General features: G+C 68.7%; 12 protein-coding genes and 1 pseudogene. 7 read left to right on the top strand and 6 right to left on the bottom strand.

Annotated elements, in window-relative coordinates:
• Positions 1-45: 45 nt before the first annotated feature.
• Positions 46-516 (bottom strand): Lrp/AsnC family transcriptional regulator, encoded by a 471-nt coding sequence (locus tag ACTWP6_RS10940; RefSeq protein ID WP_443187650.1) that lies wholly within the window; start codon positions 514-516, stop codon positions 46-48.
• 23 nt (positions 517-539) lie between these two features.
• Here ACTWP6_RS10940 and ACTWP6_RS10935 point away from each other — a divergent pair.
• The 3 genes and pseudogenes from ACTWP6_RS10935 to ACTWP6_RS10925 form a co-directional block, all read left to right on the top strand.
• A pseudogene (locus tag ACTWP6_RS10935) lies at positions 540-905 on the top strand (2-oxoadipate dioxygenase/decarboxylase family protein); the annotation flags it as partial.
• 50 nt (positions 906-955) lie between these two features.
• The gene (gene amaB / locus ACTWP6_RS10930) at positions 956-2,500 is read left to right on the top strand and encodes an L-piperidine-6-carboxylate dehydrogenase (protein ID WP_443187649.1); all 1,545 of its coding nucleotides are present in this window, start codon (positions 956-958) and stop codon (positions 2,498-2,500) included.
• An 85-nt stretch (positions 2,501-2,585) separates the two neighbouring features.
• Positions 2,586-3,395 (top strand): SDR family NAD(P)-dependent oxidoreductase, encoded by an 810-nt coding sequence (locus ACTWP6_RS10925; RefSeq protein WP_443187648.1) that lies wholly within the window; start codon positions 2,586-2,588, stop codon positions 3,393-3,395.
• Between the two features lie 106 nt (positions 3,396-3,501).
• Here the strand turns inward: ACTWP6_RS10925 and ACTWP6_RS10920 are convergent, their stop codons facing one another.
• Positions 3,502-4,872, bottom strand: a complete 1,371-nt coding sequence (locus tag ACTWP6_RS10920) for a cytochrome P450 (protein WP_443187647.1) — start codon at positions 4,870-4,872, stop codon at positions 3,502-3,504.
• Between the two features lie 49 nt (positions 4,873-4,921).
• Here ACTWP6_RS10920 and ACTWP6_RS10915 point away from each other — a divergent pair, with 49 nt between their 5' ends.
• Positions 4,922-5,569: a TetR/AcrR family transcriptional regulator gene (locus ACTWP6_RS10915; RefSeq protein ID WP_443187646.1), complete on the top strand. Its 648-nt coding sequence runs from the start codon at positions 4,922-4,924 to the stop codon at positions 5,567-5,569.
• Positions 5,570-5,571: 2 nt separating this feature from the next.
• Here the strand turns inward: ACTWP6_RS10915 and ACTWP6_RS10910 are convergent, their stop codons facing one another.
• The 3 genes from ACTWP6_RS10910 to ACTWP6_RS10900 are packed head-to-tail and all read right to left on the bottom strand — an operon-like array spanning position 5,572 to position 6,641.
• A complete protein-coding gene (locus tag ACTWP6_RS10910) occupies positions 5,572-5,880 on the bottom strand; it encodes a heme-binding protein (protein WP_260757980.1) in 309 nt (102 codons plus the stop codon).
• Between the two features lie 42 nt (positions 5,881-5,922).
• Entirely contained in the window at positions 5,923-6,261 is a 339-nt protein-coding gene (locus ACTWP6_RS10905) for a heme-binding protein (protein WP_260757625.1), read from the bottom strand.
• Between the two features lie 17 nt (positions 6,262-6,278).
• Positions 6,279-6,641: a hypothetical protein gene (locus tag ACTWP6_RS10900; RefSeq protein ID WP_443187645.1), complete on the bottom strand. Its 363-nt coding sequence runs from the start codon at positions 6,639-6,641 to the stop codon at positions 6,279-6,281.
• Between the two features lie 242 nt (positions 6,642-6,883).
• Here ACTWP6_RS10900 and ACTWP6_RS10895 point away from each other — a divergent pair, with 242 nt between their 5' ends.
• The 3 genes from ACTWP6_RS10895 to ACTWP6_RS10885 are packed head-to-tail and all read left to right on the top strand — an operon-like array spanning position 6,884 to position 9,828.
• Entirely contained in the window at positions 6,884-7,450 is a 567-nt protein-coding gene (locus ACTWP6_RS10895; protein WP_443187644.1) for a hypothetical protein, read from the top strand.
• 28 nt (positions 7,451-7,478) lie between these two features.
• On the top strand, positions 7,479-8,801 hold the full coding sequence (locus ACTWP6_RS10890; protein WP_443187643.1) for a Dyp-type peroxidase: 1,323 nt from the start codon (positions 7,479-7,481) through the stop codon (positions 8,799-8,801).
• Positions 8,802-8,811: 10 nt separating this feature from the next.
• Positions 8,812-9,828, top strand: coding sequence for a hypothetical protein (locus ACTWP6_RS10885; RefSeq protein WP_443187642.1), 1,017 nt, complete (start codon positions 8,812-8,814; stop codon positions 9,826-9,828).
• Here ACTWP6_RS10885 and ACTWP6_RS10880 read toward each other — a convergent pair whose 3' ends face one another.
• Complete coding sequence (locus tag ACTWP6_RS10880) at positions 9,829-12,021, bottom strand: AAA family ATPase (RefSeq protein WP_443187641.1); 2,193 nt, start codon at positions 12,019-12,021, stop codon at positions 9,829-9,831. It lies immediately after the preceding gene.
• Positions 12,022-12,102 lie beyond the last annotated feature (81 nt).

Here is a 12,102-nt window from a genome sequence, read left to right as displayed (position 1 = left end):
GGGCGCAGCCGTGCATTTTGGCCCTCACCGCGCCATTGCCAGTAATTAGTCCGGTATGTAGCGCCTACCACTGTAAAATTTCTGTAAGATGACCGTGCTGCGCGTCTTCACGTCGGCTGCGGTGCGGATCTTCTGCAGCAGGCCTTCCAGGGCCCGTGCCGACTCGACGTGAACCAGCAGCAGATAGTTGTCTTCGCCGGCCACCGAGTAACACGCCTCGATTTCGGGGATGTGCTCCAGCCGTGCGGGTGCATCATCGGGTTGAGAGGGATCGAGAGGGGTGATGGCGACGAACGCCGACAGCTTGCTGCCGACGGCCTCCGGGTCGATGCGCGCCGTGTATCCGGTGACGATCCCCCGCGACTCCAGTCGCCGCACCCTCGACTGCACTGCCGACACCGACAACCCCGCCGTCGCCGCCAGATGCGCCAGCGTCGCCCGACCGTCGGCGACCAGCTCGCGGGCCAGCACGCGATCGATCTCGTCGAGCGGCTGCACGTCTGCGGGATCGGTCATGGGCGCACTGTATCGGAGCGCCCATGAGTAGCGTCGAAACCTGGCAGTTGCGCGCGCAATTCGCGGCAGGACTCTCGCAGCTGCACGGCGCCGAGGCGCCCGCCGGCCACACGCTGGTCGAGGTCAGCGCTGCGGTGAACGCCGCCTACGTCACCGAGAATCCCGACGCCCAGCGGCTGGGCTCGCTGGAGCGGGTCACCGCCGAGCGACACGGCGCGATCCGCGTCGGTTCGGCGGCCGAGCTGGCACAGGTGGCCGACCGGTTCCCGGCGTTCGGCATGCATCCCGTCGGCTTCGACGATTTACGCGAAGCTGCCTCCCCGGTGCCCGTGGTGTCCACAGCGTTCCGTCCGATTGATCCGGATGAGCTCGCGCGCAACCTCTTTCGAGGGCACCACGTGCACCACCCCTACGACCTCTACGAGAAAGTCGCATCCTCATGACCACCGTTCTGACCTCCCCGCTGCCCACCGCCGACGCGCTGCGCGCCCGCGTCCAAGACGCACTGACCGCGGTCGGCGCGACCGTCGACCTGCGCCCGGCCGGCGCGGGAGGAATGCCCGCCGGCACTCCGATCTCCGGTGACGTGCTGTTCACGGTGCCGGCCGCGTCGGCATCCGATGCCGATGCCGCGATATCCGCTGCTGCCGACGCATTTTCGACGTGGCGGACGACCCCGGCGCCGGTGCGGGGGGCGCTGGTGGCCCGGCTCGGTCAGCTGCTCGTCGAACACAAGACCGATCTGGCCACGCTGGTGACCATCGAGGCCGGCAAGATCACCTCCGAGGCGCTCGGCGAAGTGCAAGAGATGATCGACATCTGCGAGTTCGCCGTCGGGCTGTCGCGGCAGCTCTACGGCCGCACCATCGCGTCCGAGCGCCCGGGACACCGGCTGATGGAGAACTGGCATCCGCTCGGCGTGGTCGGGGTCATCACCGCGTTCAACTTCCCCGTCGCGGTGTGGGCGTGGAACACCGCGGTGGCCCTGGTGTGCGGCGACACCGTGGTGTGGAAGCCGTCCGAGCTCACGCCGCTGACCGCGGTGGCGTGCCAGGCCCTGCTGGAGCGGGCCTGCGCGGACGTCGGGGCGCCCGCCGCGGTGGGACGTCTGCTGCTGGGCGAGCGTGAGATCGGCGAGACCTTGGTCGACGACCCGCGGGTGGCGCTGGTGTCGGCGACCGGCTCGGTGCGGATGGGCCGCGAGGTCGGTCCGCGGGTGGCGCAGCGGTTCGGCCGCGCGCTGCTCGAGCTGGGCGGCAACAACGCCGCGATCGTGACCCCCTCGGCCGATCTGGATCTGGCGGTGCGCGGCATCGTGTTCTCGGCCGCGGGCACCGCCGGTCAGCGGTGCACCACGCTGCGGCGGCTGATCGTGCACTCGTCGATCGCCGACGAGCTGGTGTCGCGGATTGTGGCGGCCTACCGGCAGCTTCCGGTCGGCGACCCGCTGGCCGACGGCACGCTGGTGGGGCCGCTGATCCACACGGCCTCCTACCGGGACATGGTCCTGGCGCTGCAGCAGGCCGAGGCCGAGGGTGGCGAAGTGATCGGCGGCGAGCGCGTCGACGCCGGGGACGAGGGCGCGTTCTACGTGACACCGGCGGTGGTGCGGATGCCCGCGCAGACGGCCGTGGTGCACCGGGAGACGTTCGCCCCGATCCTCTACGTGCTGACCTACGAAAGCCTCGACGAGGCCATCGCGCTGAACAATGCGGTGCCGCAGGGTCTTTCGTCGTCGATCTTTACGCTGGACATGCGGGAGGCCGAGCGCTTCCTGGCCGCCGACGGATCGGATTGCGGGATCGCCAACGTCAACATCGGCACGTCGGGCGCGGAGATCGGCGGCGCGTTCGGCGGTGAGAAGGAGACCGGTGGCGGTCGCGAGTCCGGCTCGGACGCGTGGAAGGCCTACATGCGGCGCGCGACCAACACCGTCAACTACTCGGCGGAGCTGCCACTGGCCCAAGGCGTGCACTTCGGCTAGCCCCGATACGCGCGAACGTGCGTGCCTGCGGCCGACACACCGCCCTAGGGACCGACTTCACGCACGCTCGCGGCAGACTTGAGCCATGGACCTTCACGGCAGGACAGCGATCGTCACCGGCGGCGCGTCGGGAATCGGGGCCGCGATCGCGGACGAGCTCGCCCGAAACGGCGTCAGCGTCGTGGTCGGCGATCTGGACGAGGCGGGCGCGCACGCGACCGCGGCAGCGATCCGGGATGCCGGCGGCGCCGCCGTCGCACTGCGCGCCGACGCCGCCGAGGTCGTCGACATCGAAGGTCTGATCACGCTCGCCGCCCGAGAGTTCACACCCGTCGACATCTACGTCGCCAATGCCGGCATCATCGGAAAAGCCGGTCTGGGAACCGAATCCGACTGGGACGCGATCCTGGACGTCAATCTGCGCGCGCACATCCGCGCGGCCCGGCTCGTGGTACCGCACTGGCAGTCCCGGGGATCGGGGCACTTCGTGTCGGTGGCGTCGGCCGCCGGGCTGCTCACCCAGCTGGGTGCGGCGGGTTACGCGGTCAGCAAGCACGCGGCGGTGGGGTTCGCCGAATGGCTGGCGATCACCTACGGCGACGACGGCATCGGGGTCAGCTGCGTGTGCCCGCTCGGGGTGGAGACGCCGCTGCTGCAGGCCGTGCGCAGCACCGAGGATCCGGATGCGCGGCTGGGCGCGTCGTCGATCGAGCACTCGGCCGGCGTGATCAGCGCCGCCGATGTCGCGTCGGTGACGGTCGAGGCCGTGCGCGAAGGCCGGTTCCTGGTGTTGCCGCACGCCGAGCTGCTGGAGATGTACCGACACAAGGGCGGTGACTATGACCGCTGGATCAGCGGAATGCGCCGCTACCAGCGGACCCTGCGCGCGCTCTGAACCTCAGGGTGGCCACGGCCTATCCGGCGAACTCCGGGACCGTGGAAATCCGCCCGTGCGCCATAGACGGTGGCCGGGCCGCCCTGCATCATGATGCCCACGGCGATCAGCGCCGTCGCAGCGTCAGGTGGAAATCCTTGGGCATCAACGTCAACCGCTGTGCGACCTGCAGCCGGTAACCCGGATCGGGGATTAGCTCGTAGCGGCGCAACAGCACTGCCAGCAGCAGCACCGCCTCGTGCAGCGCGAACTGCCGGCCGATGCACGACCGCAGCCCGGTACCGAACGGCTTGTACAACCCCGCGGGCCGCGCCCTGACTTTGTCCGGCGCGAAGCGGTCGGGATCGAAGGCCTCGGGGTCGTCACCCCACCGCGGGTCCCGGTGCAGCCCCATCGTCAACGCAAGCACCCAGTCGCCCTTGCGCATCGGATGCACCCCGGCCAGCACGGTGTCCTCGCGGGCGGCCCGGTAATAGCCTGGCACCGTCGGCTGCAGCCGCAACGCCTCATCGAAAATGCGCCTCACGTGGCGTAGTTTGGCGATCAGCTCGAAAGCCGGGCGTTCATCGTCACCCCACACCTCGGCGATCTCGGCGCGCGCCCGTTCGGCGGCTTCGGGGTGCCGCGACAGGAAGTACAGCGCGAAAGACAGTGCTCCTGAGGTGGTTTCGTGGCCGGCGACCAGGAAGTTGATCAACTGGTACCGGATGTTGGCCGCGTCCAGATCTGACACCAGCATCAGTTCGAGCAGGTCGTCGTGGCGCCCGAGCCCGCCGCGCACGCGTTCGGCGATGATCTCGTCGGCGAGCGTGTGCATCTGCGCGGCGTGGTGGCGAACCACGCGCTCGACCCTGCGCGCGAAGACCCGCGGCAGGAATGTCGCACGCAACACCCCGAGCCGGTCCGATCCCTGCAGCCCGGCGACCATGTGCTCGACGAACGGATGCGCGTCCTCGGAGTCGAAGCAGCCGAAGGGATAACCGGCAGCGCAGCGCCCGATCGTCTCCAGCGTCACCCGCGTCGTATCGGCGGGGACGTCGATCGGCTCGCCGGTGCCGGCCCGCGCGTCCCACCGCGCCAGCAATTCGCCGGCGACATCGAACATCACGGCGTGATACCGGTGCATCGCCTGCCTGCTGAATGCCGGCATCAGCACGTCGTGCGCCTTCTGCCAGTTCGGTTCGTGGTTGTAGGCGGTGAACAGGCCGTCGCCGCCCATGATCCGCAGCGCCTCGATGTCGGGACCGACGTGCTTGCAGAACCGGCTCTCGTCGCTGAGCTCGACCACCGCCTCCGCGCCCGCCGCCACGACGTATCGTGCGCCCAGAAAACGGAACTCGAACACCGGACCGGTAATCTGCGAGGACGGCTGGGTGAGAATGTCCTCGCTGAAGCCGAGCACGTCGCCGAGAACCGGGACGCGCCGCGGCGGGTGTGGCAGCTTCGGAAACGACACCCGGTCACCAACGAGGGCCATGGGCCCCAGCCTCCGCCGCTATTTTACATGTGTCAAGTAGTATCGGGCCATGACTGAAGGTCGCCGCAGGCTCTCACCCGAGGATCGTCGCAACGAGTTGCTGGCCCTCGGAGCCGAGGTGTTCGGCCGACGGCCGTACGACGAGGTCCGCATCGACGAGATCGCCGAACGCGCCGGCGTCTCGCGCGCGCTGATGTACCACTACTTCCCGGACAAGCGTGCGTTCTTCGCCGCGGTCGTCCGCGCGGAGGGCGAACGGATGTTCCAGGCCACCAACACCCCTCCCCTGCCCGGTCAGTCGCTGTTCGCTCAGGTCCGCACCGGCGTGCTCGCCTATCTGCGCTACGACGAGGAGCACCCGCACCGGGCCTGGGCGGCATACACGGGAACAGGGCGGTCCGATCCGGTGCTGCGCGGCATCGAAAACGTCGACAACGATCGTCAGGCCGACCGGATCATGGACCGCGTCACCGAAGCCGCCGGCCCGGTCGACGCGAAGGTGGAGCGCGATCTGCGCGCGACCGTCTACGGCTGGCTGGCGTTCACGTTCGAGATGTGCCGGCAGCGCCTGCTGGACGCCTCACTGGATGCAGACCTGATCGCCGATCTCTGTGCCCACGGCCTGATGGACGCGGTGGGCCGGGTGCCGGGCATCCCGGCCGTGCTCGTCGAGTCCGTCGCGCCGCACCAGCGCTGAGGTCAGCCCTGACAGCGGTTGCGGAAATCCACCAGCGGCTGCCGGATGTTCCGCAGGTCGGCGGCCACCTGCGGATTGGCATCCATGTACGCGGTCACCGCGGCCTTCTTCTCCTCGCGCGGCTTGTCCTTGAGCGTGGTGAAGAAGTCGTTGACCGGCGGGTGGGTGAACAGGTAGGCCGACGTGGCGGCGCTGACGCCGGTCATGACACCGGCGAGGTCGGCCGCCGTGCAGTTGGGCGCCGCCGGCTGGGCGTGAGCGGTGGCCGACGACAGGACGACGCCGGCCGCGCCGAGCGCCGCGGCGGTCATCCGCCGCACAGAGATCTTTCGCACCCAGCGATCGTAGGCTGCTCAGCCGCCGCAGCGTTTGCGAAAGTCCACCATGGGCTGCCGGATTGCCTGCAGCTCCGCCCGTACCTGCGGGTTGGCGTCCATGTAGGTCTGCAGCGCCGCGCGACGCGCTTCCGGCGGCTGCCCCTTGAGGCTGGTGAAGAAGTCGTTGACGGGCGGATGGGTGTACAGGTACGCCGACGTCGCCGCCATCACCCCGGTCATCGTCCCCGCCAGGTCTGCCGAAGAGCAGGTCGGCGGAGCCGGTGGCGGCGGCTGTGCGGCGGCGGACGCGGCGGTACCGAGCACGGCGGCGCAGCCGATCGCGGCCAGCACGGGTGCCAGGAAATGAGATGCCATGCGCTTCTCCTCGGTTCTCATCGTCCGCCGCGTCCGCCGCCGCCGCCGGGGCGGCCCCCGCCGCCGCCCGGCCGTCCCGGGTTGCCGATATCCGGACGACCGGGTCGTCCGATGTCGGGCGGACGAGGATTGACGTCGATATCGGCATCGGCATCGAAATCGACGTTCCACCACTCGTTACAGTCGTAGTAATCCAGATCGCACGGGTAGGGCACGTACGGGCCTTCGCCCGGGCCGGCCCCGGTGTTGGAGCCGCGCACCTCGCCCTGCGAACAGATGGTCGTGCCGCCGGCACTGGTGCAATCGGCAACCGCGGGCGGCGCGATGGCGATACCGGTGCAACACACCACCGGTGCGACGAACAGGTAAACCAACCGCATCTTGCACACTCCCTGCGTTGGTTCGCGCACAGCCTCTGTTGGCTCACGGATCGCTGCGTCAGCGTAGGCATCAGTCCTCACCCCCGGCATCCCCCACAACGGGTGAAACAGTTTGCCGCTCTGTGGAATTACCGTAAGCAAATATCCGGGCTTCTCACAGCCAGGTCGGCGCTTCCCCCGGATCGGGGGACGACAGCACCGCGGACAGCACCCTACGCTCCGCCCGAGGGGGCGATCGGAGGATGAGCGCGATGGATGGTGACAAGGTGTGGTCGCGGCCTGCGGCCATGGCGATCCCGCCCGAGGGCTACTTCGAGCTGGAGCGCGGCCGGTATGGTCCGGTCTATCCGCGCACCCCCGCGTGCTACGGATTCTCGATCATCGCGAAGGTCAAGGAGGGCCGCGAAGAAGCCGTGCGGGCGTATGGCAAGCAGATCGAGGACGCGATCGCCGGCAGTCCCGACGTGCTGGCACCGTTACGGCTGCACTACCTGCGCTGGGTGCTGTTCGACGTCGGCTCCGGCCTGCACTTCCAGTACCAGGGCATCTTCGACACCGACTTCGACAAGTACACCGAGGACGCCGTCCGCCTGTTCAGCGCGACCGGGATCACCACGGTTTTCACCAATCTCGAAGGTTTTCCCGAGGATTGGCAGAGCAACCCCGAAGCCTTCATCACGTTCGTCCGCGAGCATCAGTACCCCAGTTTCCTCGAATATGGGGAGTACCCGTACGTGACCGCGGACGAGATCAAGAAGGCGTTGCGGCTGAAGGCGGCCTTCTCCGACATGCTCGACCAGATGCAGTGATGAGAGCTCGCGCGAAGATCCGATCGCAGTGACCCTTCAGCTCGACGACATCCAGCACATCCTGCTGACCCGCACACCCGCCATGACCGGGCGCTACGAGTTCCTGACGTTCGACCATCCGGCCGGTGGAAGAGCCTGGCTCACCGAGCTTCTCGACGTCGTTCAGTCGGCCGCGGACGTCACCGCCACCATGGACGCTTCGCGACGCTGGGTCACGGTCGCCTTCACCTGGGCCGGGCTGCGCGCGCTGGGGGTCTCCGATTCGAGCCTGGCCACATTTCCCGACGAGTTCCGTGAGGGCATGGCGGCGCGGGCCGACATCCTCGGCGATACCGGCGCGAACGCCCCGGAGCACTGGGTGGGTGGACTGGCCGGAGACGCCCTCCACGCTATCGCGATCCTGTTCGCCCGCGACGACGAGGAACACGCCCGCTGTGTCGGCGAACACGATGCGCTGGTGGCCCGCTGCGATGGTGTGCGCACCCTGTCCTACCTGGACCTGAACGCCCACCCGCCGTTCAACTACGCCCACGACCATTTCGGATTCCGCGACCGACTGTCCCAGCCCGTCATCAAGGGCTCGGGCGAGGAACCGACCCCGGGTTCGGGTGCGGCGCTCGAGCCAGGCGAGTTCATCCTCGGCTATCCCGACGAGGACGGCCCCGTCGCCGATCTACCGCAACCGGATGTTCTGTCCCGCAACGGGAGCTACCTGGCCTACCGCCGACTGCAGGAGCACGTCGGGGCGTTTCGCGCGTACCTCGCCGACAACGCCGCGACTTCGGAGGAGCAAGAGTTGCTGGCCGCGAAGTTCATGGGACGCTGGCGCAGCGGGGCTCCCCTGGTGCTCGCGCCCGACGCCGACGATCCCGAGCTGGGCGCAGACCCGATGCGCAACAACGACTTCAACTACAAGGAGATGGATCCGTTCGGCTATGCGTGCCCGCTCGGTTCGCACGCCCGGCGACTGAACCCGCGGGACATCGCGCACTACATGAACCGCCGCAGGATGATCCGGCGGGGCGCGACCTACGGGCCGGCGCTACCGGACGGGGCGCCCGACGACGGCGTCGACCGCGGGATCGCCGCGTTCATCATCTGCGCCAGCCTGGTGCGACAATTCGAGTTCGCCCAGAACGTGTGGATCAACGACAAGACGTTCCACGAACTCGGCAACGAGCACGATCCCATCTGCGGCACCCAGAACGGCACGCTCGACTTCACCGTTCCCAAACGTCCGATCCGCAGGGTCCACAAGGGCATTCCGGCGTTCACCACGCTGCGGGGCGGCGCCTATTTCTTTCTGCCCGGGCTCAACGCCCTGCGCTACCTCACCACACTCGGTAGTTAGGAGTGTCTCGATGGCCACACGACCAGCTAGAACCTACAACCAGGACCACCTGCCGCGGCCCCGCGACGGCCGTCGCCGGATGAGCATCTACTGGACGTGGAGTTATCCCTGGGAATCGCAACGGGATCCGGCGGCGATGAGCAACCGCTTCTCGACCATGACCGAGGTTCGCAACGTCGCCTACCCCGCCTACGAAACCCCGGAGTTCGACGCGGCCCACTTCCTGCAGGGCATCGCCGGAACGCTTCAGCTCTTCCACCGGTCTACGCTGATGTTCCAGGATCTTGTCGGAGAGCTGACCGGACACCCGGTCGCCGTCTTCCAGCGCATCGACCAGGCCGGCTACTCCCAGCCCATCGACGAGCGGATCCTGGCCGACACCGACACCCTGATGGTGTTCGGGCTCGACCACCTGAACTCCGAACTCGAAGCCGGACGCGACGAAGTCGAAGCGTTGCGTGAGTGGCTGCACCGTGAGGGCACCTGCCTGTTGCTGGCCCCGCATCACGATGTCGGCTTCACCGACGATCTCGGCCAGCGGCAGGTCGAGTACCGTCACCACGGGGACCGCCTGGTCCCCCGCCAGCAGCGGTTCAGCAGGTACACCCGCTCGTTGATGCGGGCGCTGGGAGTCCCGGTGCACAACATCTGGGGATTGCGCCCCGCCGTGCGCAGCGGAACACGTGATCCGGTCGCGCTCAACGCCTATCACGAGTTCGACGACCGGGGACTGCTGGCCGATGTGCCGACGCTGAGTTTCCACCAGCACCTGCCGCACTACGAGCTGACCGCCCCGGAAGGCGCGAGTCTGCGGGTCCTGGCCCGTCAGCCCATCGACCTGGACCGTCCCCACCCGTTCACCGCCGCCGGCAACTCCGCGTTCAACGCCGTGGTCTGGATGCCCCCGGACGGGGACCGCGCCGGTGACATCGTGCTGATCGACTCGACGCACTTCACCACGCTGTTCGGCGGGACACAGAGTCTGCAGAACCTGTGGCGGAACCTGGCGACGATGACCGAGGGGTGATCAATCCGTGATCAGGCCAACCCTTTTCGCCTCACTCACCGCGTCGGCACGTGACGACACCCCCAGCTTGCGGTAAATGGATGTCGCCTGACTCTTGGCCGTCTCACGGCCGATCACCAACTCCTCGGCGATCCGCTGCAGCGACAGGTGGCTGGCCAGATGCGGCAGCAACCGCAGTTCGGCAGCGGTCAACGGGCGGGCACCGCCGGCCGCCATCGCCTTGACGCGGTCGATGCGCTGGATCAGCGCGGTCGCGTCGGGCTCACGGTGACAGGTGCGCTCAGCGGCGGCCAGATGCCGGGCGAGCAGATCCGGATCCTGGATGACCGCCGCCGTCCACGCCAGCAGTCCGTGGCCGAGAAGTGCTGTGCGCGCGGACAGACTGCCCAGCCGGGCCAGCAGGGTCTCGGTCACGGTCACCGCCTGTCCGACGTCCTCACCGACTCGTGCGGCCATCACCGCGCTGGTGGCGTACACGACGATCATCGGCACAACGTCGCACAGGTCGTACTTGTCGGCCAGCGTCCGGGCCGCTTCGCTGCGCTGCACCGCGGCTTCGTCGTCGCCGGCAGCGAGGTCGAGCAGCGCCAGGTGCGCCAGCGCCGCGGCATGGAATCCCGGCAGTTCGTCGATCACCGGCAGTGCGGCCTCCAGCAGACCGCGAGCGCGGGTGGCGTTGCCGCGCATGGCCTCCGCGGCGCCCTTCATGACGGTGGCCGCGCCCCACCACGGGTTCACCAGATTGTCCCCGGCCGCGCGGACGACGTCGGCCTGCCGCACCACTTCGTTGACCCCGTTCGCGCCCAGAAGCGAACTGATCAGCGCCACCGCCACTTTCACCGAGGGTGTGCCGTCGGACAGCGGGTACCCACGGTCGGCGCGCACCGCCAGCATCAGTGACCGCTGGATCAACTCGGCGTCGGCCGTCGTCACCCCCAGCCAGGCGCGCGCGACCGCGGCGTCGGGGTGTTCGGCGAACGTGCGCGCATCCAGCATCGTCAACCGGCGCGCCAGCACCCCGGCCCGCCCGTCGAAGCCCAGTCGGACCGCCTCGCAGTTCACCAGGGCAGCGGCCCGCTCACGGTTCCCTGCGTCGACCGCATGCACCAGCGCACCGTCGATGTCACCGTCCCGTTCCAGCAGATCTGCTGCGCGCGTCGCCAATTCACGAAAACGGGCGGGCGCGGTGAGACGCAGCCGGACGCGGAGCACATCGCCGAACAGGTGGTGGTAGCGATACCAGATCCGTTGGTGGTCAGTCGCGATCAGGAAGGGATTGCCCGATCCCGTCAGCGTCGCCAGCATGCGCGCGGAGTCGTCGCGGCCCAGCACGGTGTCGAGCTGCTCGGCGGTGAAGCGTCCGAGCACCGCCGACTCGACCAGAAACGTCGCGGTGTTCGCGTCGAGCCGGTCGATGACCTCTTCGACCACATAGTCGACCACCAGGTTGTCGCGTCCGGCCAGCGTCTCAAGCGTGGTGCCGTCCCGCAACGCCATCGCGGTCAGCACCACGCCCGCCGGCCACCCCTCGCAGAGGTCGACGACGGCCGAGATCGTCGCATCGTCACATGCACCGCTGACGGAGGTGAGCACGTCGACCGACTCCTGGGGGGCAAACCGCAGCACCTCTTGGTCGATCCGCACGACGGCGCGCTGCAGCCCGCGCCGCGCCAGGCCCAGCGGCAACACATACCGACCGACCAGCACCGCGGTGGTCGTCGGCGGCGCCTGGTCGAGCAGCATCTGCAGTGCGGTCACCGCTGCGGGGTCGGAGAGCTTGTGCACGTCGTCGAGCAGCACCACCAGCGCGCCGCAGCCGTCCAGCAGCTCGACCACCGCGGGCACCAGCTGAGCCTGTGGGCTGCGCCCGGGACCCCGCAGATAGCGCAGCAGATCGCTGTCTCCGCCGGTGAGCTGCACGACAGCCGTCGCGATGTGCAGCAGCAGGTGCACCGGGTCGTCGTCGAGATGGTCGAGGCGGACCCAGGCGAACGGCCGCGCGTCCGCGGCGTCCCACAGCGCGGCCGCGGTGGTCTTGCCGTAGCCGGCGGGGGCGGACACCACGACGACGTCACCGCCGTCCGCCGCCGTCAGCCGCCGGAGTACCCCCGGGCGTCGGATGACGCGGTCAGCGATCCTCGGCCGGCCGATGGTCGCGGCCGGAATCCGGGGCCGCCAGTCCCCCGCCAGCACGTCAAAATCCTAAACCCGACCCGCGGTGACGTGCTCGTTTTCGCTATATGGACTGGTGCACGGATCGGATGTCGGTGCCCG

Source organism: Mycobacterium sp. 4D054, assembly GCF_052245755.1.
Taxonomy (GTDB): Bacteria; Actinomycetota; Actinomycetes; order Mycobacteriales; family Mycobacteriaceae; genus Mycobacterium.
The sequence above is the reverse complement of the archived record's forward strand: the minus strand, read 5'-3'. Positions and strand labels throughout refer to the sequence as shown.

Coding starts and splice junctions, on each gene's coding strand:
- ACTWP6_RS10905 (WP_260757625.1), bottom strand. CDS start 6,261: ATGGCATCTCATTTCCTGGCACCCGTGCTGGCCGCGATCGGCTGCGCC.
- ACTWP6_RS10940 (WP_443187650.1), bottom strand. CDS start 516: ATGACCGATCCCGCAGACGTGCAGCCGCTCGACGAGATCGATCGCGTG.
- amaB (WP_443187649.1), top strand. CDS start 956: ATGACCACCGTTCTGACCTCCCCGCTGCCCACCGCCGACGCGCTGCGC.
- ACTWP6_RS10900 (WP_443187645.1), bottom strand. CDS start 6,641: ATGCGGTTGGTTTACCTGTTCGTCGCACCGGTGGTGTGTTGCACCGGT.
- ACTWP6_RS10895 (WP_443187644.1), top strand. CDS start 6,884: ATGAGCGCGATGGATGGTGACAAGGTGTGGTCGCGGCCTGCGGCCATG.
- ACTWP6_RS10925 (WP_443187648.1), top strand. CDS start 2,586: ATGGACCTTCACGGCAGGACAGCGATCGTCACCGGCGGCGCGTCGGGA.
- ACTWP6_RS10910 (WP_260757980.1), bottom strand. CDS start 5,880: ATGACCGCCGCGGCGCTCGGCGCGGCCGGCGTCGTCCTGTCGTCGGCC.
- ACTWP6_RS10915 (WP_443187646.1), top strand. CDS start 4,922: ATGACTGAAGGTCGCCGCAGGCTCTCACCCGAGGATCGTCGCAACGAG.
- ACTWP6_RS10920 (WP_443187647.1), bottom strand. CDS start 4,872: ATGGCCCTCGTTGGTGACCGGGTGTCGTTTCCGAAGCTGCCACACCCG.
- ACTWP6_RS10885 (WP_443187642.1), top strand. CDS start 8,812: ATGGCCACACGACCAGCTAGAACCTACAACCAGGACCACCTGCCGCGG.